This window comes from Candidatus Thorarchaeota archaeon, assembly GCA_021498125.1.
In the GTDB taxonomy this organism is placed as follows: Archaea; Asgardarchaeota; Thorarchaeia; order Thorarchaeales; family Thorarchaeaceae; genus B65-G9.
On the sequence record JAIZWL010000002.1, the window covers coordinates 151,676 to 174,272 of the forward strand.

General features: G+C 45.3%; 28 protein-coding genes and 1 tRNA gene. 14 read left to right on the forward strand and 15 right to left on the reverse strand.

What is annotated here, in order from left to right; translation table 11 throughout:
* Positions 1-20: 20 nt before the first annotated feature.
* On the reverse strand, positions 21-938 hold the full coding sequence (gene map / locus K9W43_08195; GenBank protein MCF2137208.1) for a type II methionyl aminopeptidase: 918 nt from the start codon (positions 936-938) through the stop codon (positions 21-23).
* Positions 939-1,057: 119 nt separating this feature from the next.
* Between map and K9W43_08200 the strand changes: the two genes are divergently transcribed.
* From K9W43_08200 to K9W43_08220, 5 genes are all read left to right on the forward strand, one after another.
* Positions 1,058-1,729 carry a metal-dependent hydrolase gene (locus tag K9W43_08200; protein ID MCF2137209.1) on the forward strand — a complete coding sequence of 224 codons (672 nt, stop codon included), beginning with the start codon at positions 1,058-1,060 and terminating at the stop codon, positions 1,727-1,729.
* 162 nt (positions 1,730-1,891) lie between these two features.
* On the forward strand, positions 1,892-2,044 hold the full coding sequence (locus K9W43_08205) for a hypothetical protein (protein MCF2137210.1): 153 nt from the start codon (positions 1,892-1,894) through the stop codon (positions 2,042-2,044).
* Between the two features lie 399 nt (positions 2,045-2,443).
* On the forward strand, positions 2,444-3,733 hold the full coding sequence (locus tag K9W43_08210) for a DNA primase (protein ID MCF2137211.1): 1,290 nt from the start codon (positions 2,444-2,446) through the stop codon (positions 3,731-3,733).
* A 132-nt stretch (positions 3,734-3,865) separates the two neighbouring features.
* Entirely contained in the window at positions 3,866-5,290 is a 1,425-nt protein-coding gene (locus K9W43_08215) for an ATP-binding protein (GenBank protein MCF2137212.1), read from the forward strand.
* Between the two features lie 15 nt (positions 5,291-5,305).
* Positions 5,306-6,406 (forward strand): mRNA surveillance protein pelota, encoded by a 1,101-nt coding sequence (locus K9W43_08220; GenBank protein ID MCF2137213.1) that lies wholly within the window; start codon positions 5,306-5,308, stop codon positions 6,404-6,406.
* Here the strand turns inward: K9W43_08220 and K9W43_08225 are convergent, their stop codons facing one another.
* The 9 genes from K9W43_08225 to K9W43_08265 form a co-directional block, all read right to left on the reverse strand.
* Complete coding sequence (locus tag K9W43_08225; protein ID MCF2137214.1) at positions 6,407-7,522, reverse strand: radical SAM protein; 1,116 nt, start codon at positions 7,520-7,522, stop codon at positions 6,407-6,409.
* Between the two features lie 5 nt (positions 7,523-7,527).
* Positions 7,528-8,229 carry a nucleotidyltransferase domain-containing protein gene (locus K9W43_08230; protein ID MCF2137215.1) on the reverse strand — a complete coding sequence of 234 codons (702 nt, stop codon included), beginning with the start codon at positions 8,227-8,229 and terminating at the stop codon, positions 7,528-7,530.
* Positions 8,230-8,236: 7 nt separating this feature from the next.
* Positions 8,237-9,166: a TIGR00269 family protein gene (locus K9W43_08235; protein MCF2137216.1), complete on the reverse strand. Its 930-nt coding sequence runs from the start codon at positions 9,164-9,166 to the stop codon at positions 8,237-8,239.
* A gap of 55 nt (positions 9,167-9,221) precedes the next feature.
* The gene (locus K9W43_08240) at positions 9,222-10,394 is read right to left on the reverse strand and encodes a site-2 protease family protein (GenBank protein MCF2137217.1); all 1,173 of its coding nucleotides are present in this window, start codon (positions 10,392-10,394) and stop codon (positions 9,222-9,224) included.
* Between the two features lie 288 nt (positions 10,395-10,682).
* A complete protein-coding gene (locus K9W43_08245; GenBank protein MCF2137218.1) occupies positions 10,683-11,336 on the reverse strand; it encodes a hypothetical protein in 654 nt (217 codons plus the stop codon).
* Positions 11,337-11,441: 105 nt separating this feature from the next.
* Positions 11,442-11,960 carry a hypothetical protein gene (locus tag K9W43_08250; GenBank protein MCF2137219.1) on the reverse strand — a complete coding sequence of 173 codons (519 nt, stop codon included), beginning with the start codon at positions 11,958-11,960 and terminating at the stop codon, positions 11,442-11,444.
* Between the two features lie 18 nt (positions 11,961-11,978).
* Positions 11,979-12,788, reverse strand: coding sequence for an ABC transporter permease (locus K9W43_08255; protein ID MCF2137220.1), 810 nt, complete (start codon positions 12,786-12,788; stop codon positions 11,979-11,981).
* Positions 12,778-13,698, reverse strand: coding sequence for an ABC transporter ATP-binding protein (locus K9W43_08260; protein ID MCF2137221.1), 921 nt, complete (start codon positions 13,696-13,698; stop codon positions 12,778-12,780). Before K9W43_08260 ends, K9W43_08255 begins: the two co-directional genes overlap by 11 nt.
* A gap of 328 nt (positions 13,699-14,026) precedes the next feature.
* Complete coding sequence (locus K9W43_08265) at positions 14,027-14,932, reverse strand: AsnC family transcriptional regulator (protein ID MCF2137222.1); 906 nt, start codon at positions 14,930-14,932, stop codon at positions 14,027-14,029.
* 419 nt (positions 14,933-15,351) lie between these two features.
* On the opposite strand from K9W43_08265, the gene K9W43_08270 reads away from it, so the two are divergent.
* From K9W43_08270 to K9W43_08300, 7 genes are all read left to right on the forward strand, one after another.
* Positions 15,352-15,735 (forward strand): 30S ribosomal protein S6e, encoded by a 384-nt coding sequence (locus K9W43_08270; protein MCF2137223.1) that lies wholly within the window; start codon positions 15,352-15,354, stop codon positions 15,733-15,735.
* Between the two features lie 126 nt (positions 15,736-15,861).
* Positions 15,862-17,103 carry a translation initiation factor IF-2 subunit gamma gene (locus tag K9W43_08275; GenBank protein MCF2137224.1) on the forward strand — a complete coding sequence of 414 codons (1,242 nt, stop codon included), beginning with the start codon at positions 15,862-15,864 and terminating at the stop codon, positions 17,101-17,103.
* Between the two features lie 48 nt (positions 17,104-17,151).
* Complete coding sequence (locus tag K9W43_08280; protein ID MCF2137225.1) at positions 17,152-17,565, forward strand: nucleotide-binding protein; 414 nt, start codon at positions 17,152-17,154, stop codon at positions 17,563-17,565.
* Positions 17,566-17,748: 183 nt separating this feature from the next.
* Positions 17,749-18,339, forward strand: a complete 591-nt coding sequence (locus K9W43_08285; GenBank protein MCF2137226.1) for a DNA-directed RNA polymerase — start codon at positions 17,749-17,751, stop codon at positions 18,337-18,339.
* Between the two features lie 19 nt (positions 18,340-18,358).
* Complete coding sequence (locus K9W43_08290; protein ID MCF2137227.1) at positions 18,359-18,571, forward strand: hypothetical protein; 213 nt, start codon at positions 18,359-18,361, stop codon at positions 18,569-18,571.
* Positions 18,572-18,676: 105 nt separating this feature from the next.
* A complete protein-coding gene (locus K9W43_08295) occupies positions 18,677-18,973 on the forward strand; it encodes a 30S ribosomal protein S24e (protein ID MCF2137228.1) in 297 nt (98 codons plus the stop codon).
* A gap of 1 nt (position 18,974) precedes the next feature.
* Entirely contained in the window at positions 18,975-19,133 is a 159-nt protein-coding gene (locus K9W43_08300) for a 30S ribosomal protein S27ae (protein MCF2137229.1), read from the forward strand.
* 72 nt (positions 19,134-19,205) lie between these two features.
* Here K9W43_08300 and K9W43_08305 read toward each other — a convergent pair whose 3' ends face one another.
* Positions 19,206-19,460, reverse strand: coding sequence for a hypothetical protein (locus K9W43_08305; protein ID MCF2137230.1), 255 nt, complete (start codon positions 19,458-19,460; stop codon positions 19,206-19,208).
* A gap of 126 nt (positions 19,461-19,586) precedes the next feature.
* On the opposite strand from K9W43_08305, the gene K9W43_08310 reads away from it, so the two are divergent.
* Positions 19,587-19,697, forward strand: a tRNA-Met gene (locus K9W43_08310).
* A 28-nt stretch (positions 19,698-19,725) separates the two neighbouring features.
* Here the strand turns inward: K9W43_08310 and K9W43_08315 are convergent.
* Positions 19,726-20,040, reverse strand: coding sequence for a DUF134 domain-containing protein (locus K9W43_08315; protein MCF2137231.1), 315 nt, complete (start codon positions 20,038-20,040; stop codon positions 19,726-19,728).
* A gap of 109 nt (positions 20,041-20,149) precedes the next feature.
* Between K9W43_08315 and K9W43_08320 the strand changes: the two genes are divergently transcribed.
* A complete protein-coding gene (locus tag K9W43_08320) occupies positions 20,150-20,479 on the forward strand; it encodes a hypothetical protein (protein MCF2137232.1) in 330 nt (109 codons plus the stop codon).
* A gap of 22 nt (positions 20,480-20,501) precedes the next feature.
* Here the strand turns inward: K9W43_08320 and K9W43_08325 are convergent, their stop codons facing one another.
* The 3 genes from K9W43_08325 to K9W43_08335 are packed head-to-tail and all read right to left on the reverse strand — an operon-like array spanning position 20,502 to position 22,595.
* Complete coding sequence (locus K9W43_08325) at positions 20,502-21,368, reverse strand: 4Fe-4S binding protein (protein MCF2137233.1); 867 nt, start codon at positions 21,366-21,368, stop codon at positions 20,502-20,504.
* Positions 21,368-22,204, reverse strand: coding sequence for an ATP-binding protein (locus K9W43_08330; GenBank protein MCF2137234.1), 837 nt, complete (start codon positions 22,202-22,204; stop codon positions 21,368-21,370). Before K9W43_08330 ends, K9W43_08325 begins: the two co-directional genes overlap by 1 nt.
* 28 nt (positions 22,205-22,232) lie before the next feature.
* On the reverse strand, positions 22,233-22,595 hold the full coding sequence (locus tag K9W43_08335) for a NifB/NifX family molybdenum-iron cluster-binding protein (GenBank protein ID MCF2137235.1): 363 nt from the start codon (positions 22,593-22,595) through the stop codon (positions 22,233-22,235).
* Positions 22,596-22,597 lie beyond the last annotated feature (2 nt).

Genomic DNA, 22,597 nt, shown 5'->3' on the forward strand with positions numbered 1-22,597 from the left:
AATTTGCAATAGTTGACACTTTAAGGAATTTGGGAAGAAGCATCACGTTGTGTTGTCACAACCGGACCATCAGGACCAACAAAGATCGTATGCTCGAATTGTGAGACCATACCACGCTTGCTCTCGATGAGAACAGGATATCCATGAATAGCCCCAGCAAGTGCAAGCGTATGAATTAATGCATCAACATCATATTTCTTGGACGAGATCCAACGTGATGCCCAGGGGAGAGTCCCAAAACGTCTGCGAAGCACATCCCTGAATTCACGAGAGAGTCGATCAAGTTTGTGGCGGTCATTCATGACGTTTGAATAGATATAGGTACCAGTCCCACTCATAATGGCGCCGGATCCATCAGTCGAGAATGGCTCGATCGCATAGGTCTGCCCGGCCTGTACCCGGGTACTATCAGCGGTTCCAATGTTAGGAACCGATTTACCTGCGTGAAGCGTCCAGCGTGTCATCTGATGCCCAGATAGATGATAGACTGGATTTAGGCCATGGTGCCGGATGGTGCGTTCAATTACTGCACCAATCTCACCTAATCGTACTCCCGGACGAATCGTTTCAATAGCCTTGTCCAGAGCATCTTTACTTGCCGCAATGAACCGTTCATAAGAGCCATCAAGATCAACTGTAAGAGCCGTATCAGAGAGGAATCCATTGACATGAGCCCCAAGATCAATCTTCACTAATCCGCTATCAGGAAGGACACGTGTATCACCACGTGGACTTGTATAGTGAGCTGCCTCTTCGTTAATAGAAACATTACATGGGAATGCAAGACCACTGGCGCCGTATTCTAACAGCTTTTGCTCGGCAAGCGTACAGATCTTTAGAACACTGACACCAGGAACTGCTTCTTTTGCGACCTCGGATAAGACTCGTGCAGCAATTTTGCCAGCCTTAATGGAATCGGGATGAGGTTTCATCTGCATTGACAATTGCGCCTCATATTTTTGAGCACTTAATCATTATTATGTTCGTGGGACTGGGCATGTTTTGCGAAAAAGAAAAGTGGGAGAAGCACACAGAAATGTGTAGAGCGTGATAAAGAATGAAGTTCACATATCTAGGACATGCGGGATTCGAGATCGAGGCTGACGGAAAGACCGTCTTTGTGGATCCATGGCTGGGCGCACCAACTGCAACTCTAAAGGTGAATGATATCACTAACGCGGATATTGTCCTCGTCACACATGATCATGGCGATCATGGATACGATGAGGCCGTACAGATATGTAAGAAGACAGGGGCATTTTTTGTTGCAATCAATGAACTCGCAATCCAAGCCAAGGAGGACGGAGTGGAAAAAGTACATACCCTAAACATTGGAGGAAGTGTTATGATAGACAATGTCAGGATAACACTTGTACAGGCATTTCACTCCTGTGGAAAGGGGGCTCCAACAGGATTTGTTGTGACATTTCCAAGCGGCTCATTTTATCATGCAGGGGACACAGGAGTTTTTGCAAGTATGGAATTGATCAGGGAACTATATCACCCAGATGTTGCATTATTGCCAATTGGGGGATATTATACAATGGATGTTCAACAGGCAACACTTGCGACAAAACTTCTTGGGCCAAAATATGTAATACCCATGCATTACAATACATTCCCAGTAATCAATGCAGACCCGGCAGATCTTCAAAAGGCCGTTAAAGAACAACAACTTGGTGCCGAAGTCAAAATATTGACCCCTGGAGAGTCAACGGATCTGTTATGAAAAGGCACAAGGATCGATGCCTGTCGCCCTATGCACTAACTCCCAGCATCACAGCATCAGAACATTCCGGCTCAGCTGAGTTGTCTCGTGCTAGGCTGAATACGGCATCGACCTGCCTGCTAATGTACGAGTTGTGGGTGACCCGGAGATCATCTGAGGCAAATGCCCACATCAATCGGGTCCGTTGTGACTCGTCCGAATGGTAATCAACAGGCGGCTCATGAGAACTATACAGATGTAGAGGTCTCAAGAGCAGGTAAAAAGGGGGATACAAAAGATATGAACATTGCCATTGAAGACTTGATTGATCAATGAGTCTTATTGATGAGAACAAGACTCACAACAACTGATTACATAACAAGCTTCAAATACGGGCCACGTGTCAGTTCAAATGATGATGGCAAGTAATGCCTCATCAATCATAGGATTATCATATCACAAACGCCAAGTGGTCCCCCGACTCTTCAGAGTAACCGAGCCGGTGAGCGACCATCACACAGATCACATGACGATCATCACTCATCACATCACAGGATTACCGATTCATTACGTAATTACACGAGAAAGCATGACGGAAGTCCGCGGAAATGCATTTGAAGAGTGCTAGAGTGTGAAGTGGGCATCTCCAATCCGTGAGAGGCCAAAATACAGCGGCCGTCTTACGACTCGTCGGAGGGGACTTGGCAGTACATCATATAGGAGACGTGTATTAAAATCGGAACTGACTTCGATCAGAGTACTGCAAAATATGTCATCAGAGCTCGGATCGAGATTGATGGTGTTGTAGACAAGCCAGACGTTGTGGGAGCAATCTTTGGTCAGACAGAGGGCCTCCTTGGCGAAGACCTTGACCTTCGTGAACTCCAAAGAACAGGACGAATTGGTAGAATTCAGATCGGCATTAAATCAGAGGGCGGTATCAGTAAAGGGGAAATTGTCATTCCTGTCTCATTGAACAAGACTGCAACGGCAATCCTTGCGGCTGCCCTTGAAACAGTTGATCGAGTTGGACCCTGCACAGCCAAGGTCACACTTGAAAAGCTTGAGGATATTCGCGGTGCCAAACGACGAAGAGTCGTAAGCAGGGCAATCAGCATTCTCAAAGGGTGGGAAGAGGACATTGCACCAGGTACTGAAGAGATCACTCAGGCGGTGACAAAGGCGGGCCGAAAGACTGTTGGTAAATACGGTCCCGACAAACTTCCGACTGGCCCGGAGCTGATGGACAGTGATGAGATCATCATTGTCGAAGGACGTGCAGACATCATCAATCTCATGAAGAATGGTATTAACAATACCATTGCAGTCGAAGGAACTCACATACCCAAGACCATCATCAGTCTGACCAAGAAAAAGGACAAGACGATTATAGCATTCTTGGATGGTGACAGGGGTGGCGACCTCATTCTCAGAGAGCTTATGCAGGTGGCCAGAGTAGATTACATTGCAAGAGCACCTGAAGGCAAAGAGGTAGAAGATCTCACACGCAGAGAGATAGCAAAAGCGCTTCAAGCAAAAATCCCGGCCGATCAGGCCCTTGCTCTTGTAAGTGAAAAACGAACACCCACACCCCACAAAAAGAGACCCACCAAGCGGACGACTCATCCTAAACGAGAGGATGTTTCAACACCCTCAACAACAACAGGAACAACAATACCTTCACGACCATCAAGAAGTCGTCCCACTACCAAACCATACTTTGAGATTGATGAAACATTTGTTTCGAAAATCGGGGAGATCCGGGAGTCGTTCAAGGCCATTCTCTTTGACGAGAACAAAGAGGTCATCGCAGAGTGCGGTGTGGCAGAACTGGCCAAGCATGTGGAAACTCTTGACTCCATTAAGACTATCGTGTTCGATGGTGTAGTGACGCAACGACTCGTCAATCTATCAGCAAAGAAAGGCGTCACCCTCCTAATTGGGGCCGCTGTTGCAGATATAGAGAGCAGGCCACCTAGTATCAGATACCTTACATTCGATGATGTCGAACGTCGCAGGACATAATAATTATCAAAAGAGCAGCTCTTCTTTACGAAGAGCAGCTTCCTCTTTTTTTTACAGATACTATGGTATTACACACTATTATGATACTGAAGAGAAGAGAAATGTATGTAGCAGAGATAAGAGGCCATTCATGTGTCAGATCTCCTAGCAGACATTACTACAACAGAGGAGGTACAGGTCCCAACGGACCCATTTCAGCAGATCATAGGACAAGATCACGCGGTAATGCTAGTAAAATCAGCAGTGATTCAGAGAAGGCATGTGCTGCTCTGTGGGGTTCCGGGAATTGGAAAGTCACTGCTGGCAAAAGCAGCTTCGACACTTCTTCCTCCACCAAGGGAAGAAATTCGAATACAGCCCAATCCGAGTGCGCCCAATCGACCAATTGCAGTCATTCATACATCAAATATTGAGACCAAAACAGAAGAACCAATCCTTAAGGACATGTTCTATGTTCGCCCGGAAGAACTTCCATTTGATGTCGCAGTTGAGATGGGATATAGATGCCCACAATGCGGAAGCATCTCATCACCGGATCAAGGATCGTGTCTTGACTGTGGGGCAGCAAAGAGATGCGAGTGGACAGGAGATAACTCGTATCATGGTCTCTTTAGGGTACTAGATGTGATCCATGAGAGAGCGGAACTTGTTGTCACAAGACATGAGGAACAACCAGATGGGACCATCAATCTTGTCACATATCAGAGAGATAAATTTGATACTATCAGAGTCAGTGTTGAAAATGCAGTACAATCTATGAGAACACCCGAATATGCAGACGAGTACCCGATTGTGCCGTTAAATACCTCAAGATTCATACGAGTGAGCGGAGCAAGTGCAGTAGAACTTCTTGGTGATGTGAAGCATGACCCTTACGGTAGTGCTGAATCTCTTGGAGTACCACCGCATCGGCGAATTATTCCTGGAGCGATACATGAAGCGCATGAGGGAATTCTCTACATTGATGAGCTTGCAACGCTTGGCCCGCTTCAGAAACATCTTCTCACGGCAATGCAAGACAAAAGATACTCGATTATTGGACATAACCCACATAGCTCAGGAGCTTCTGTGCGTGTAGATAATGTCCCTTGTGACTTCATTCTCTTTGCATCAACCAATCTGGAGGACTTGCCAGGAATTATTCCTCCACTTAGATCGAGAATTAGGGGATATGGATACGAGATCGTTTTGAATGCATGGATGAAAAAGACGCCAGACGCGGTTGATAATATCGTACAGTTCGTCGCACAGACCGTCCATGAGGATGGCAAGATCGCCCATTTTACGGTAGAGGCTGTGAAGGAGATTGTCAATGTCGCTGAACAAATGGCACAGGAATTAGATGGGCAATCCAATGCTCTCACATTAAGACTTCGTGAGCTTGGAGGAGTCATACGGATTGCAGGAGACCTTGCGGTTCAGGACAGCACAGTCTTTGTTGATACTGAACATGTCAAACGCGCCAGAAAGATCACACATCAGACACAGATAGGAGATATCGTGAGAGGCACAATACGCTCAACAAACGAACAGGATTACGGAAGCTATTTCTTTTAACGCTACGAGAACCATATGGGTAGTATCTTGAAGATCCTGAAGCGTAACCTCAAGGAAGGCAAAATCACCATAAAAATCGAAACATTAGATGACCTTTGGCACCTCTATAACACGGTAGGATCTGGGGACAAAGTAATTGCAAGAACAACCAGGCGGATACGAGTAGGAAGCGAGGATGATCGCAAACAGGAGAGCGTTAGAAAACCAATGACGCTCGTCATTCAAGTTGAGAACGTCTCATTCCATAGTTTTTCCAATAGAGTAAGAATCAAAGGTAAGATTTTGGATGGCCCGACCGATTTGATCAGTATCGGTACATATCACACAATAAACATAGAGATGGGCAACACGCTCACGATTATCAAAGACCATTGGCCCAGATACGTTCTTGATCGACTCAAGGATGCAGAAAAATCCGGAGCGAGCCCGATCGCATTACTTGTCACTATTGAGGATGGCACTGCTGAAATACTACTGGCGGCGGATTTTGGAATCCGAGAGGTCGTTCGTATTCGGACAAGTATCTCAAGAAAACGTGGTGACCAGAAGAGCTATGATGCAACCATGCGGGAGTTTTTCCAAGAGGTTGTAGTTGGTGTGCGTACTGCATTGGAACAGAATAATATCGGGCTGATCGTGATCTGCGGACCTGGTTTCGTCAAGGATCATTTTCGTGATTTTCTCATGTCAATGAGAATCAAGGGACTCCCACCTGTCACCGTGGAGTCAACCAATACTACAGGAATTCCTGCTGCAAAAGAGATTCTCTACAAGGGAGTAATCTCTCGCACTCTATCTGACCTGAAGATTGAAACAGAGACTCAGTTGGTCGAAGAGGTTTTGACCCATATTGCAAAAGATGACGGACTTGCAACATATGGTGATGCCGAAGTCGCAAAGGCTGCACAATTTGGTGCAATAGAACACCTACTTATCACCGATAAGAAACTGCGTGGATCTGAAGATGACCGACGAAGGTGGCTTGACAGAGTCATCAAGGATACTGAAAAGGCGGCAGGAAAATTACACATCGTTTCAACAGAACATCCGGCTGGAGACCAATTGGATCATATCAGTGGCATTGCTGCAATTCTCCGGTTCAGGATTGACCAGTGATCAGAGAGGCTCAAAGAGAGTCTGAAAACGATCCCATGAGGGGTATTCAAAAGCAATACCCATCTCAAGGTCGAGATCCATATGGAGAGATTCCCGCAACATGGGAGCTATCTCATCCAATATCCAAGGAGCTATCTCAATACGATGATGGGCACTGTCAATATTCATTAATTCTTGAGGCACATCAAACTCTTTCTGCAGAGTGCTGGCAATCTTATGCAATGAGGATTCATCAAGCAGAGAGCCATGTGGGGCACGAATCAACCCTAGAATAAGGAGGGGGTCATCATCGTCAACTTCTTCAAATTCTCGTTTGACATGTTCGAGGCGTCTCCAGAGCCGGTTACGCATCTGAATTGCATCCTTAAAGGAGGCAGAACAAAAATGAAGCGAGATTTTATCCAGAGCAGAAGCGCCCCATTGCAGTATCGCTTCAGCAGCCTCTGCACTCCCAAAAATACTGGCGGAGGATAGTGTTCGAAGTCTATAACCATGTTTACGGAGATTATCAAAATTTGTTTCACTTGACTCCAGCTCATTGAGATTCACAAATGACAAACCCATGTCTTGCGCCCGAAGGATTGTTTTTTTGATGCGATCCACTCGATCGGGGAGAACAGGAATCTCTAGACCAACATGCAATCCAATATCGCGGGCTGCCTCTATACCAGACCAATCATTGCTCTGTGGATGAAAACGGATCTCGTCAAGACCCGCATCATGAAGCTGCTTCATCACTGAGGCAGAGGCATTCGATTGGGAGGTATAGAGATGAATATGAAAATCAGACCCAAAATGGTTCTTTAGCATGCGAATATAATGGAGCGTTTGTTCCAACTTGCAGAGGGGATCACCACCACTGATCCCTGCACCTTCAGCCCCAATGGCCAAAGCCTCGGCAAGAACCGTGTCATCATCAAAAACAGGGGTTTCATCCGCAAATACAACATCCTTATTCGCCTTTTCTTCGGAGAGGGGGCAATAGAAGCATGAGGCACTGCAGAGGCCTGTGACAAATAGGACCATTTTAGATCCGCGTGTGCAAAGAACACAGCCTTTAGGAAGATCACCTAGTACTAACGACCCGCCAGGCTTCTTGCGTATTTTTCGATTCAATAGAGTCAACCTCCACGACGCTCGATTGTTCGGCGGAGCGCAGGGATACTATCACGAAGATGCGCTGCAACCTCTTCAAAAGTCGTACCTTCAGGGACAGGGCGTTTTAGAAAGACTCCTGTCCGGCCTACTTCACTACGCCGAGTCAAGACACGTACACGCTCCTGGGCAATATCAATGGAAACACCTAGAGCCTTTGCGACTTCGTGCTCGTGACCGATCACTCCATGTTCAATATGGCCATCAGAGGTCGGCTCGATAAGAAGAAGGCGTTTATCGACTCCGGGAACACGGTCATCATTATGGACTTGCTCAGCAGATAAGAAACCACCCCACTTATAGAAGTCGATCTCACGTGACCACATTTTGAAGAGGGGGAAAGTCACAACAATATCGTTGGCAAGATGAAGATGCGCCTTGAGGACGGAGGAGGGAGTCGCTTGGACAACCTCACGATAGATCCAAGAACCTACGGCAAGCTCAACGCGATAACTGGGAATTGACATAGGAATAATGATATCGACATCGGAAGTAGGACTGACATCTCCTCGTGCAACCGATCCGTATACAAACGACTTGATACCAGCTTCCTCTAGTGAGGACATAACTTCGAGTGCCCATGCTCTCAACTGACGGAGCATACCCCAATGAGCGCCGTCATAAACAACTGATCGTGATTCGTGTAGAACCTCGGGACGTTTGCTCACAATTGCCTCACCTGTTTTCAATCTCTTCAAGTAGTTGGCACACCTTGCAAATACGGCCAGTAGTAGGAGAACCGCAACGCTCGCAAATTCCTTGGGTCATTGTAGGAACCGTACTGCTCAATGCATCAGCGATCTTATCTCCGGAATGAAGAACCGCCAAAAGGGTGCCCGGTCGTTGATACTCCATGTCACCCAAGAAGGCACGTACATCGTTGCGATAGGCCTCTGAGGCATATGGACAAGGAATATCGTGAAAAGGAAGACCTGTAAAGTGAGCATATGCGACGATATCGCGTTCAGACAGTTCCATTAATGGCTTGACACGCGGGACAAATCCGGCAATAGCAAACTCTCTAAGCCGATTGGATCGGGCAATACGCAGAGCATCGCCCCTCATGATATTCATCAATATTGTCTGTGCCTCGTCATCAAGATTATGACCAGTTGCAACTACATCAACATCGAGTTCGCGGGCGGCCTCATTAATTGCATGGCGCCGCAGTACACCGCAATACGAGCAGGCGCCAGTCCCCGATCCATCACGCCCCTGAACGATCGAATCCAATGTATGTCCATACAGTCTATCAAACGAAACAACATACAAGTCTAAATCAAGTGATTTTGCAAGTGCGTTTGCAGCATCAAGAGCCTTATCACGATAGCCGTTTATGCCCTCGTCAATGGTAAAGGGATGAAGTGTGGTCTTGGGGAATTCTGCCTCGATTTTGTTGAGGAGATCTAGCAGAACGGCACTGTCCTTGCCCCCCGAGATGGCGACCCCGATACGATCGGTCTCTCGAAACATCTTTCTCTTGTTGATTGTTCGGCGGACACGTTGTAGCGTGGTCTGAACAAGACAAGACTGGCAGAGAGCTTCGGAGGTATATCGTCGAAGGTATATAGCGGGGGCCCCGCATTTTGAGCAAGTAAGAGCCATCAGTTCCTCCCCAAGAACTGATGACCCTTATTAGTTAAGATTTGCCACATGACCATCAAAATAGGCCTTTTCCAAGCAACAGACTGAAACCAATGCTCAAGAGGATCATGAGCGTGGAGATGATCCGCAAGGGCCACATAATCATCTTGATCGTATGCTCGTTATCAGTGACCAGACTCAGCGCATTGGATAGAAGCTTATCACCATCAAGAATAGGGATTGGCAGGAGATTGAATAACGCCAGAGAGAAGAGGATGATAAACGTCCATGTGAAAATCTGTTGTAGATGAAATGGAAACATGGGGCCACCGGGAACCCATTCCCAACCGGGCTTCGGGCTCCAATAATCGGAGCCATATATCCCGATATAGCCCCGTGTAGCATTCGCTTCACTAGATGCAAGCGTTATAGTAACATTACCATGTGCAAGTGTAGAGATAATGAGAGTACTTCCCGCAGTAGTCTGTGCCATGTACTGCGAAACATTATACCAAGTGGATATTTTTGTACCGTTTAGAGCCGTGATGACATCCCCGACTTCAAGAGCTTGTGATGCGGGGCTTTCTGGAGCAATATCATAGATATAGGCCCCACTGGGAGGATTATAGCCCACCGACATCAGTGCACCGAAGTTTACAAGCAGAAGCAAAAAGAGGAATGCAAAGATCATATTGGAGTAAGACCCTGCTGCAAGAAGGCGCATTCGCGCCTGCGGGGTTGCCTCTTTTTCAAATACTTCTTCGTCAGGCTCGACAAATCCTCCAAAGAGAACAAGAAAGAAGAGAAGACCTGAACTCTTGATAGGGATATCATCTCGTGCTGATGCCAAGCCGTGGGCAAACTCGTGAGTTATAAGGGCAATGCCAAGCCCAATCAACATATAGATGATTGGAAGACCAGTGATCGTGACTCCAGGGATAATGGGAACAACACCACCGGCGTTAGCAGGGACAACAAAGAATTTGATGAGATTATCAAGAAACATCCAGAAACCAAAGATCATCCCCAAAAAACCCGCAACAACTCCTACATTGAAGAACATACGTGGAAACTTCTTTCCTGCACGTGTGAGAAAGGCATTGAGCCGTTCGGTCTTGAATAGGATCATGAAGGGGGTTCCAGCCTCTATACCTCGTTCCTTAAGCTTGTCAGGGCCAATAGCCTGTGCTATGATGTATATTACGAGGTAAATGGCGATAATAATTGCAAAAAATGTCAGCGCTTCCAAATAATTCACGTTCCCAATGGCACTTCGCAAAAATTCGGAGAAGCATACGATATAATGATTGTGAAGTGAACATGCAAGTAAGATATTGCATATCGGCTCTGTGTGAAAAGTCTGTACGATAGGAGGTTATGAAAAGTATGGAATCCAGTTTGTGTCCGGATTTGAAACTCTTCGAGATTCATTCTGACTTGAATGATCTATGTCTGTTGGACTTTTCACACAGCTCCCATAGCAAGTAAAACAATTAAAAAAGGAGGGCGAATTTCGCCCCCTCATCTGGATTTTAGACTATGTGTAGACCATAATTTCTGATACATCAAGATTTACAGGATTGCCAACACCTACTTGGCTCCAAGCATTGGCCTCGCCATCAAGATATATGTAGAGCTGAACTGCCACTCGATACCATGTACCACTTTGTATAGTATGATCAAAAAGTACACTGTGTTCAGCACTCATACTTTTGATGCCCTTTTCGGTATTGTGACCACCCCACCAAGGGGTAGTAACACTCAGAGCAAAACCTGAACTGTGTGATTCCAGACCTGAATAGCTATCTGTATAGAGCACATATCTAACTTCAATTTTAGCAGTTCCTATAGGGTAATTGGTCTCAATCATATAACTAAGACACCATGTTGTTGCAACTCTGAGATAACCCGCGGATTCAGGGGCCTTAAATCGCATTACGACCTCCATTTGACAATATTCGGGGCCAAATGGAACATTATGATCACCACATACCTCAACGGAGCCAGAACTTGCATCATGGTTTATCTTGTAGAAACAAATAGGAGGGTTTCCCACAGTTCGTGCATCAGAATACCCTGATGTATCGGTCTGAGAAATAGTAAATGCTGCACTCACGTTTGTTGTGGATATAAGAACAAACACAAGTATTACAAAGACGAATTTTAGTTTGGATCTTTTTGAATGTATCATCTAGAACACCACACATTCCGATCACTATCAGTATGATAGCATATTCGGATTCAGAATGTGAAGTATTATACGTTCGTTAACATCTGAATTAATAGTACGGCAATATCAGACCCGCCCCTTACAAAGTGCATCTATTGTCCCACGGTTTCGACACATCCTACAAAGGTATATTCCAAATCCCAAAATCTCCGAGATGACAAAGAGAAGAAGTGGAAAAACATAAGGGGTTACTCGTGAGATCTGGATGTCGTAACGCATATTGGATATCTCAGGACTGGAGATATTTGGCAGGATAACAACACTATACCAGCCAGGGCGCGGTAACGCAATAGTGCCTGTAAAGTTTGCTACGTTCTCTACAGAAAATATTGGTTCTAGATTGGTCATTGACCCCGAATGGACCAAAGTAACAGTGTCGGCATAGGTCAAGACGTACAGGGAGAGATTCCTACCCACAACATCCTCACCTCTTGCATCCACATAGAGATCACCAGAGCCATCGACGAGAAAACATTGATAGTCGCCACGGTTTATTAGTCGTCCATCAATTGTGGTACTTCCCGGAATAAAGGCGGCAATCAGAAACGCAAGACCCAACACAACAAGAAATCGTTCTAGACGCATAAAACAAATTCCTCCTCCTTATGCCTCCATTTTCTTAAAGTAGTCGACTCCTATAATCATAAAAATACCACTCGCGATAATAGAAACCATGATTCCATAAACAAGGGCGACTAGCAGAGGAACGAAAAAGTCTTCTTGAATATACTGGATGAGTATAATACTAGGATTGAGAAATGATGCAACACCAGCAGGGACGGATCTGAAATAAGATAGGGCCTGCATCGCAATAGATACACCAATTCCCCCAAAAAGCGATGCTGGAAGACTCTTTGATAGTATTGCAATAAGTGCAGTGACTGTAGATACAAAGAGTAAAGGAGCCCAGACTACAAGGATGCAGAGAATCAAGATATCCATGCGGACTGGTCCCGGTTCAAAAGTGATAAGTCCAAGAATGAGAGAGAGCGTGGCGGTTCCACAAGTGGCGATGAGGACTATCAGTTCCTTTGAGAGGAGCAACTGCGATCTGGCAATGGGATAGGAACATAGTGTCCGAAACATTCCTTGATCCATATCTCTCGCAAAGCTGAGTGAAGTGAGAAGTGGGACCAAAAATGACAGAAATACCGACATTCTCAGAGACCATCCTCCTAAGTGATAGGCGGCGTGCAAGGCAATCCATTGATTGATTGCAGCCACAAGAGCCGCGGATTCGTTCGCTGAAAGAGTGGGCAGTATAAGATAATGAGCTGCTAATGGGGTACTTGCCATAAAATAGAATGCCAGAAGAATAGTTACCGCAATAATGCCCTCTAAGAAGGGAAAGGAATAATGTGTTGTGAGTTCAAAAGTCAACAGAACTTTGAATCGCTTCAGTCTACGGTTCATTTGTAATGACCTCCATATATGCATCCACCAATGTGCTCGCCCGCTGAATAGAATAGATGTGGCAATTCACACGAGAAGCTAGGTCTCTTAATTTCTGTTCAAACGTGCTAAGGTCATCAAGGGTATAGCTAAGAGTCACCGTGTTGATACCAGTCACTCGTATCCCCCCCACACCCTGAATCTGTTCCAACAACGAAGCAAGTTGTTGTGGGCGATCCGTGTCTATTCGATACCGCCCTTTGGTATGACGCCGGATCAAGTCAACAGTCCTGCCGCTCTCCAGAATTACACCTCCACGAATTAATGCAATACTATCGCAGATGCGTTCAAGTTCTGCGAGAACATGCGAAGACACAATAAATGACGTTCCTAGGTCGTTGTGTAGGTCTAAGATTAACCTGATGATCTCTTCACGACCTACTACATCCAAATTACTTGTTGGCTCGTCAAGAATTACTAACTCAGGCTCACTAATTAGAGCTTGAGCAATACCAAGTCGTTGGAGCATCCCAGCAGAAAGAGTGCCAATTTTGCGATGCGCAGCAGCCGAAATGCCCACTGCTTCTAAAAGCACCATGGGATCCGTGCCGCCCTCATATATATCTTGAACCACGTGCAAAAATTGTAGTGGAGTCAATCTCTTCGGATAAGTGGGGTGTTCATGGAGGACACCTAACCTCTCCCGTATCTGTAAAGAGTCTCTGACCACATCTATATTCAGGACCTTAACCGAACCAGCATCAGGTTGAATAAGACCCAAGAGGATTCTAATAAACGAGGTCTTTCCGGCCCCATTTGGACCAATTAGACCGAAAATACCCGGTTCTATGTCCAGTGTTAGCCCGTTAAGAGCTTTAACACTCTTGAACGTCTTTACAAGTTTAGTTGCTTTGACAATTGGTTCTGTCACGCACCACAACTCCAACCCAAATTATCATATTATTTTATTGTTGCACTGTGACTAATAGTGAACAGGTATGCATCGCGAGGCATTCATTGATAAAATAGTTCCGGAGAGGCAGCAGCCCATTCATACATGGGCCTCCTAGAAACTGTTTTCAGTCCCATCAAAATAGCAAACATACCAGTTTCAACTATCACGATTGCATACCTTCCGAATTATCGATAGAAACGCACTGCATAACAGCAACCCGTTTGTTCATTGTATCTACATAGAGGTTTCGTAACTCTTCGGTTAATGAATGGACATAGTAGAATGCAGTGCGAAAAAATATTTTTCACTCAATCAGACCAGATGTCGAATATAAAACATGTTTCATGACAATTGATAATCTAAGAGGCTTGACTCCAGCGATACACTGATAACAATCATAAAGTTCTAGTGCAGTTTCCATAGAGTGTATCAAGAAATGATCATAAACAGTTTTTTTGTCAGCCATAACTTCCGTCATAATACGGTAACTTTTAGGCGGGTGGGATAATGAATTCAAAGAAGAGAGAGCAAGTGTGTCAATACAGTTCGTTTTAGCTTTGATAATAATCCCAATTTGTTTTGTTTTATGTTGGTTAATACGGATAGTAAATTTGATGTGTTCATCAGTCAGTAATCTATTGATAATTCGCCGCACTGATTTTGAGGATAGTCCAATAGTATCAGAAATTTCACTTGATGTGGAACGGGGCGATATAGCAAGACATCGTAATACATCCATAATTTTTTTACCATAATTACTATGTGGATATTTAGATTGTAATATCGTTTGAAGTTCTACCCGATTAACATCGGGCATATCACAAAGTTTCTTCTTAATACTATGAAAATCCATTTCATTTCGGACAAATGCATTGATTTGATATCCAGATTCAGAAATCTGCCATAATTCTGAAATAATCATGCATGGCAAAAGGTCTTCAATAAAAGAAGATACAGTTCTACAAGTCATGGTCAAATCAAATTTAATTGGGTAAAATCCAAAAAAAAGAGGATTAATATCCATTGCAAAGCGAATTATATTTTTTTTTCGGAGCTTTGACACACGTTTGAAAACTGCAACAGTAGAAAGTGACAACTTATGCGCAATTTGACTATAGCTTATTCGACAATTCTCTCGAAGAAGGTCAATAATATTCCAATCAATAGAGTCCATACCAGCACCCCTCAGCTCAATTGCTACCAATGCCATCTCGTTATAGACCGAACAAACCGACCACATAAGTCATATAAGTTCTTTGCCAAAATCGGAGCTGTGTGAAAAGTCCATAGACATAGATCAATCAAGTCCGCATAGAGCCTGCGGAGTTTTGAATCCGGTCATAAGATGAGCACCATACTTTTCATAATCTCGATTGCACTGACTTTTCACACAGAGCCGCCAAAATCGGCGTTATGTGGAACGTCCACAGGTATGAACAGAATCAGTCAGAGCAGGATACCGATGTGGTTGGAATAGGGCGTTACGCTGAGGTGATTTGACCTCTTACAATCGTGCTTGGTGACTTTTCACACAGACCCTTGCATATCGAAAGCCTCATAAAGTGAATACAAATCGCTACTGCGTTGTCCATACTGGACGCCAAAATGAAAAATAGGTTGGCGAAAAAAGTGCCGTTCAAACTTGTAATTTCAGACCCTGAAACCGGAAAAGCAGTCCAGTACGAGTTGGACGAAACAAAGAGTAACGCGCTAGTGGGTAAGACGGTTGGAGAAATCATCGAGGGGGATGCAATTGGTTTGCCAGGGTACAAGCTTAAAATTACAGGTGGAAGTGACTCATCGGGATTTCCCATTCGCCCTGATGTTCATGGCAGTGGTAAGAAGAGGGTCCTGATTCGGGGGCCTCCTGGTTTTCATCCTAAGAGGCGAGGAATTGCACGCCGTAGAACCGTTCGTGGCAGAGAGCTTGATCGAAGCATTGTTCAAGTGAACATGCGTATTGAACAGAAGGGCTCAACTTCACTAGAAGAACTTGTGATACAGGCTGCATAGTAGGCAAGTGCCTATACCTACAGCAATAGCAGTTAATCTCCGCCGTTAGGACGGAGCAACCATATACTTCATATGGGGTCTCAGTGAGAACCACATAACGACAAGGCCAGTGGAAGTGAATCACAAGTGACCAGAAAATACGAAGGGCAATCAGAAATCAATATTGGAGCACTTGGTCACGTTGACCATGGGAAGACCACACTTGTAGAGTTTCTCACTGGAGAATGGACTGATCGTCACTCGGATGAGATAAAACGCGGAATCTCAATCAAACTCGGTTATGCAGCCACAACCTTGATGAAGTGCCCAAAATGCCCTGAACCTCAGTGTTACACGACCGCACATATTGCAAAAGATGGAAAGTGCCCTCACTGTGGAGAACCTCTCGAAATTCTTCGAGAAGTGTCGTTTGTAGATAGCCCGGGTCACGAATCGCTCATGGCCACATGTCTCAGCGGTGCAAGCCTGATGGATGGTGCGATACTGGTCATTGCCGCTAATGAACCATGCCCGATGCCTCAGACGGCAGAACACCTGCACGCACTCGAGATAGTGGGTGTCAAGAGAATAATAATAGTTCAAAATAAAATCGAACTGGTATCACCGGAACAGGCTAGAGAGCACTATCAACAGATCAAGGAATTCATCAAAGGCACATCAATAGAAGATGCGCCCATTATACCAGTGTCAGCCGTATTTGGAGCAAATGTTGACCTGCTCATCCAGACGATCCAAGAGATAATACCCACACCTGAGAGAGATGAGAATGCGCCTCCGAAAATGTTTGTGGCGCGATCATTTGACATCAACAAACCAGGAACACTGCCGCAAGATCTCAAGGGAGGAGTAGTGGGAGGCTCAGTTGTTCAAGGACGCTTAAAGATCGGAGATGAGATAGAGATAGCGCCGGGTATGAAAACGGATAAGGGGTTCAAGCCAATTCGCGCCAAAATTGTCAGTCTTGTATCAGGAAGCGGAAATTACCTTCAAGAAGCACATCCAGGAGGACTCATAGGAGTCGGTACCAGCTTGGATCCATCAATCACCCGCGCAGACCGACTTGTAGGGAATGTTGTTGGGAAGGTGGGCAAAATGCCCAAGACCGTCCACAAGCTCACAATACAACCACAACTGATGCAAAGAGTGGTTGGGATGGATACTGAGAAAGAGGTCGAGAACCTTCGACATAATGAACCGTTAATGCTTGTAGTAGGTACAGCAGCAACAGTTGGTGTGATCACACGCTTGCATGGTGACGAGATAGAACTCACACTGAAGAGACCTGTATGTATAGAAGCGGGGCAACGAATTGCGTTAGGCCGAAGAGTCGATAATAAATGGCGTCTGATTGGACACGCAGTCATATGATTCAAACATGCCAGAGTTTATACGAGAAGACATTCGCATAACACGTGAATGCAATTGCCTCTGACGGTCATCATAGATACAAATTTTCTAGCAGCCCCGGTTCAGGCCGGGATTGATATTTTCAAAGAGTCCGAGCGTATCTTAGAACGCAAGATCGAGTTCCAAATTCTCAAATCAGTTGTAAAAGAAACCAATCGACGCTTCGCAAGACCACGCGATAAGAAAGAACGTATAGCATTTAATGTGGCAAAATCATTGATGGAGCGCTGTAAAATCGTAGAGGTCCCCGAACAATTCTTACCGTTACCAGTGGATGATCAGATACTGGCATATGCAAAGCAGGTACGGGGGATCATTGCAACAAACGACAGAGACCTTAGACAACGTGCTCGACGGGCAAAAATACCAGTACTATTCGTACGAGGCAAAAAGAAACTTGAGCTAGAGGGATATACAGCCTGATGAGAATCGTTCAATGCATATTGCTACTCCGTTTTGTCCTGTCATAATGTTTTTATGGTGACTACGGGGTTGCACCGCTGAGCCGTCAGGTCAGTACCCTTGACCAGTTGGTCATGGACTGATTATTCTTACTATGGTCTCGCCAAAGGGCGGGATCGATGATGATGCAAGGAGGTCTCACCAATTTACAAAATTGTCACGGTGAAGGATATCGTAAGGATTCCTCCATCTCAGTTCGGACAGCCACTCGAAGAGGCTGCAATGGTTCATCTGCGGAAGGATCATGAAAATGTACTTGATAGAGATATTGGACTGATGATTGCAGTCATTGGCATAGACGAGATTGGACTAGGCAGGCTTGTACCCGGTGATGGCGCAACCTACCACTCCGTGACGTATCGCGTTCTGGCATTCAATCCCGAACGTGGCGAAATAGTAGAGGGTAATGTTGTTGAGATCATGGACTTTGGCGCATTTATTAGAATAGGGCCTCTTGACGGACTCTGCCATGTAAGCCAAATTTGCGATGACTTTATCACCCAAGATCAAAAAGGTAATTCATTGATGGGTAAGGAGACTGGACGAATTCTTCAGGAAGGAGATCAAGTCCGAGCCCGTATCACCACTATCAGCTTCGATACTGGAAGCAGATCAGGAAAACTCGGTCTCACGATGCGTCAACCATTCTTAGGGAAAATAGGACCCGATATTTCTTGGGTGGAAGAGGATGTCAAAATCGCGAGAGGCGAGGTAAAGAAGGAGAAAAAGAAATAGTATAGGATGGTAGTTAGGAATGGCACGTTTAAGAGCATGCAAACAATGTCATTATCTCACCACAGAGAGCGTCTGCCCAAATTGCAGAGGCACAAACTTTTCTACTTCCTATACAGGAATTGTAGTCATCCTTCCCGGTCGAGACCCCCATGAAGACCCTCGAAAGACATCGTATATCGCAGAACGGCTTAATATCGATAAACCAGGCAAATACGCCTTGAAGGTACGATGATAGTATCTTGCGAGTACATATGTCATTGGTGAAACCTTTATTAGCCGACTCAAAGTCGAATGGCTGAATCGCCTTGGAAGCGGATCGAGTCTCAGAGTGATTAAAATGAAAATTGAGATTCTTCAAGAACGGGACAACAAGCCTCTAGGAAGAAGAGAGATTGACTTTAAGATAGACCACGTTGGAGAACCGACCCCCAGCAGACCGGATATCAAGGCGAAACTTGCAGCTCAGTTTGATGCGGATCCAACAACAGTGGTCGTGCGTAATATGCAGACTAATTTCGGGATAGGCCGAACTACAGGTTCAGCTAGAATCTATACTACTGCAGAGGCTGCACAGAAAATCGAAAATGAATATATTATCAAGAGGCATGAGCCCAAGAAGAAGGAGGGCAATTAAAATGTCCAGCACTCACAAGATGTACAAAGTTGACAAGGATGGCAAAGTAACATCTCTTAAGAGGCAATGCCCCCGTTGTGAAAAGGGCACCTATATGGCTGAGCACTACAACCGTTTTGCCTGCGGGCGATGCGGGTATACTGAGTTCAAAAGAAAGTAGAGCAATAAGGCTCTGTTAACAAACGAACCTATTGTGCGCTATTGAACCTGAGTTTTAAATAAGGCAGTCATGCTATTCACCCACAATAGCCATGACCCATCTTACAAACAGAAGAAGACCCACAATAAGTATCAGCAAGATGTCAACAATAAAAAAACCTGGAAGAATTAGTTCAACAGTTGAAGCAAGAAGAAGAGAGATCGGGAATGTCACAATATAGGGGAGAGTCGCCACAGTTAATGAGATCTCATCACTTGAAACCATGGCATTGACAAGTAGAATTATCCAAATTGAGTAAATTATACTTAACAGAACTAATTCAAACATCAGTGGTTCCTCATAGTGAACAGTACTGGTATCATGTCGGTACAACGATTAAAAAGGAGCGCGAAGAGAGAGAACAGAACATCCCCGTATAAAAAGCCTTAAAACCACTCTAATCAAAATTCTCTCAGCGGGTTGGGGAAGCCAGAGATTGGCGGACTCGGCTCCGAAATCGACAAAGTCTATCCCGCGGGGCTCATAACCCCGAGATCGGTTGTTCAAATCAACCACCCGCTACCATTTCTTTTCTTTTTGCGAGTTTATTAAATTAATCGGATGCTGTCTGCAATTGACCAATCACGAGAGGGCGCCCCTCAAAGATGGCAAGTAGAAGTTTCCGCCGCGCACTGGCTAATAATCGCCACACCGTTCCGCGAGAGAGACCCATTGAAAGGCCAGCATCCTCTTGATAGAGACCATCTAAATCGACCAGCCTAAGTACTTCCACCTCCGCAAGATCAAGGTAAATTGGTTCGTCATTAAGCTGTGGCTCGGGGGTCATTTGTTTTATCCCTGGCTTCTTTTTAATAATAGGCTGGATTGGAAATCGACCACGGGAACCCCTACGACGTCTATGCATCATATTTCACACAATACTCCTACTCATGGGAGTATTTGACATTATCTAGAGATTTAGAGCTACATTAACAAAACTTATAGTGGGATTATGCACAAAAATAGATGGTGATAATATGAGCGGACGATGGTATTATGGCCGAGGTCGTGGATGGGGTGGGGGATCATATGGAGGCATGTGGCCCGGAAATGGCCCATTCCGAGACCTTCCACCTTGGGAGCGACCGGGATGGTTGTATGGCCCAGGCTCCTGCTGGACAATGGGATACTGGGGACAAGGCACAGGAACAGCCCCCCCCGCTTGGACGCCGCCAGCATACAATGAGGTCGAGGCTCTAAAGAGACAAAAAGATCTCATCGAAAACCAGCTTAAGGCCATGCAACAGACACTCGAACAAATCTCACGCAGACTAGAAGAACTTGGGAGTAGACCTGCAGAGGAATAACCTCTACAGGCCAACTCCGGCCTTATTTTGATGCAAGCGCAATAATTCGCTGCCACATTCCCTCAAGGGTATGTGTGATTGGATGGTCCGGTGCGAACTCTGGAAGAGTCTTTGCAGCGACCATTGATTTGGTCATCACCGAATCAAAAGGAATCGTTCCAAGGACCTCAATACCCTCTTCCTTACAAAAGGACTCAATCTCGTGTGTCATATCGGGATTCAAATCAAACTTGTTGATTATGACAACGGGCGTGGTCTTGAACTGTTTCATCAAAGAGAGGACCCGTTTCATATCATGAATCCCAGACAAGGTCGGTTCGGTCACGATCACTCCAAGATGAATGCCAGTAACTGTAGCAATAACAGGGCATCCTATCCCCGGAGATCCATCAATAAGGATTGTAGATAACTCGTATTTCTTACCCAGATCAAGTGCACGTTTACGCACTTCAGTCACGACTTTACCCGAATTGCCCTCCCCCGCATGTAATCGGGCATGAGCCATAGGACCATATCGGGTTTCCGATTCAAATAGTAGACCAGAAACATTATCCTCCATGCGAACAGCGGTTTCAGGGCATACATATTCACAGACACCACAACCCTCACAAGCAATAGGGTCTATCACTGGCGGATGTGCAGCATCATACCTGCAATGCTGCTCACAGAGGCCACAGTTAGTACAGAGCGATTCATCAATAATCGCCACTTTGGTCCCGATATAGTCCGATGTCGAGAGAATATTCGGTTGTAGAAGAATATGCAGGTCAGGAGCATCCACATCACAATCTGCAAGAACGATCTTCTTGGCAATCGAGGCAAAAGCAGCAGTAATAGTTGTTTTACCTGTTCCGCCTTTTCCACTTATGACAGCAATCTCTGTAGTCATTAGCCTTTAACCTCCTTTACGATCCAATGATACATCTCAGCGAAACGTTCCTTCCACTCGGGTAATTCCTTGACAAAGGGAATTCCTTTAGAATAGTACTCTGCAATCTCGCGTGTAAAGGGAATCTCCAACAGAATTGGAATGTGTTGTTCCTCACAATAAGATTTCACGCTATTATCACCAATACCTGCTTTGTTAATCACCACACCAAAGGGTATTTTGAGTTCTCTAACAACATCGACAGCCATAGACAGGTCATGTAGACCAAATGGAGTAGGCTCGGTCACAAGAATTAGAAAATCGGAATCACGCATGGTCTCTATCACAGGACAGGCGGTACCTGGGGGGGCATCAACAATGTTCAGATCCTCTTTGCTAATGTCATCCTTGACTGCTTTGATAACAGCAGTAGCGATTGGTTCACCAATATTGAGTTCACCAAACACAAGAGAGATCCCATTGGATTTAGTGAAATAAACTTGGCCCACGGGATGCCCTACTTCAGTTATCGCATTTTCTGGGCAGACTAATGCACAACCTCCACATGAATGACACAACTCAGGATAGAGAACAACATCTGCCTTTCCTACAAAGATCGCATTGAATTGACAAAACTCTGCACATTTACCACAAAGTGTACACTTCTCTTTGTCTACAACCGGGACCGGAAGTTCTACAGTCCGGGAGGTTGTGTCTGTGGGGTGAAGAAGCATATGCACATTTGGCTCTTCAACGTCACAATCATAAATACGCGCGTTTTCAATAGATAAAGCAAGATTTACTGCAACTGTAGTCTTACCTGTGCCACCCTTACCTGAAGCAACAGTAATTATCATCAATTAAACCTCCATGAAATACATATGATCACTGATGCGCCTCTAAACATCCCTCAGTAAGCTCATCTAGCTCGCCGTTAAGATATGCGTCGATGTTCTCATCAACGCTGTCAGAACTTGCTCGCAATACTGCCACATTGACTGTCTGAAAACTGTCAAGCCCGCGAGGGCCCATTGCAGAAACAATGACTACATGAGGATTGTATCGCAGGACGTTGTCGTGAGCATGGCCGCTGCCACCGCTGTGCTCCCCAGTATTTGGTTCGACAGATCTAGCAACAACAGTACCATCTTCTATGTCAATCAATGCGAAGAAAGGGGCTCGCCCAAAATGATTGGAAACCCGCGTACCGGATGAGTCTTCAGCAGGGATGAGAAGACGACGGATCATCA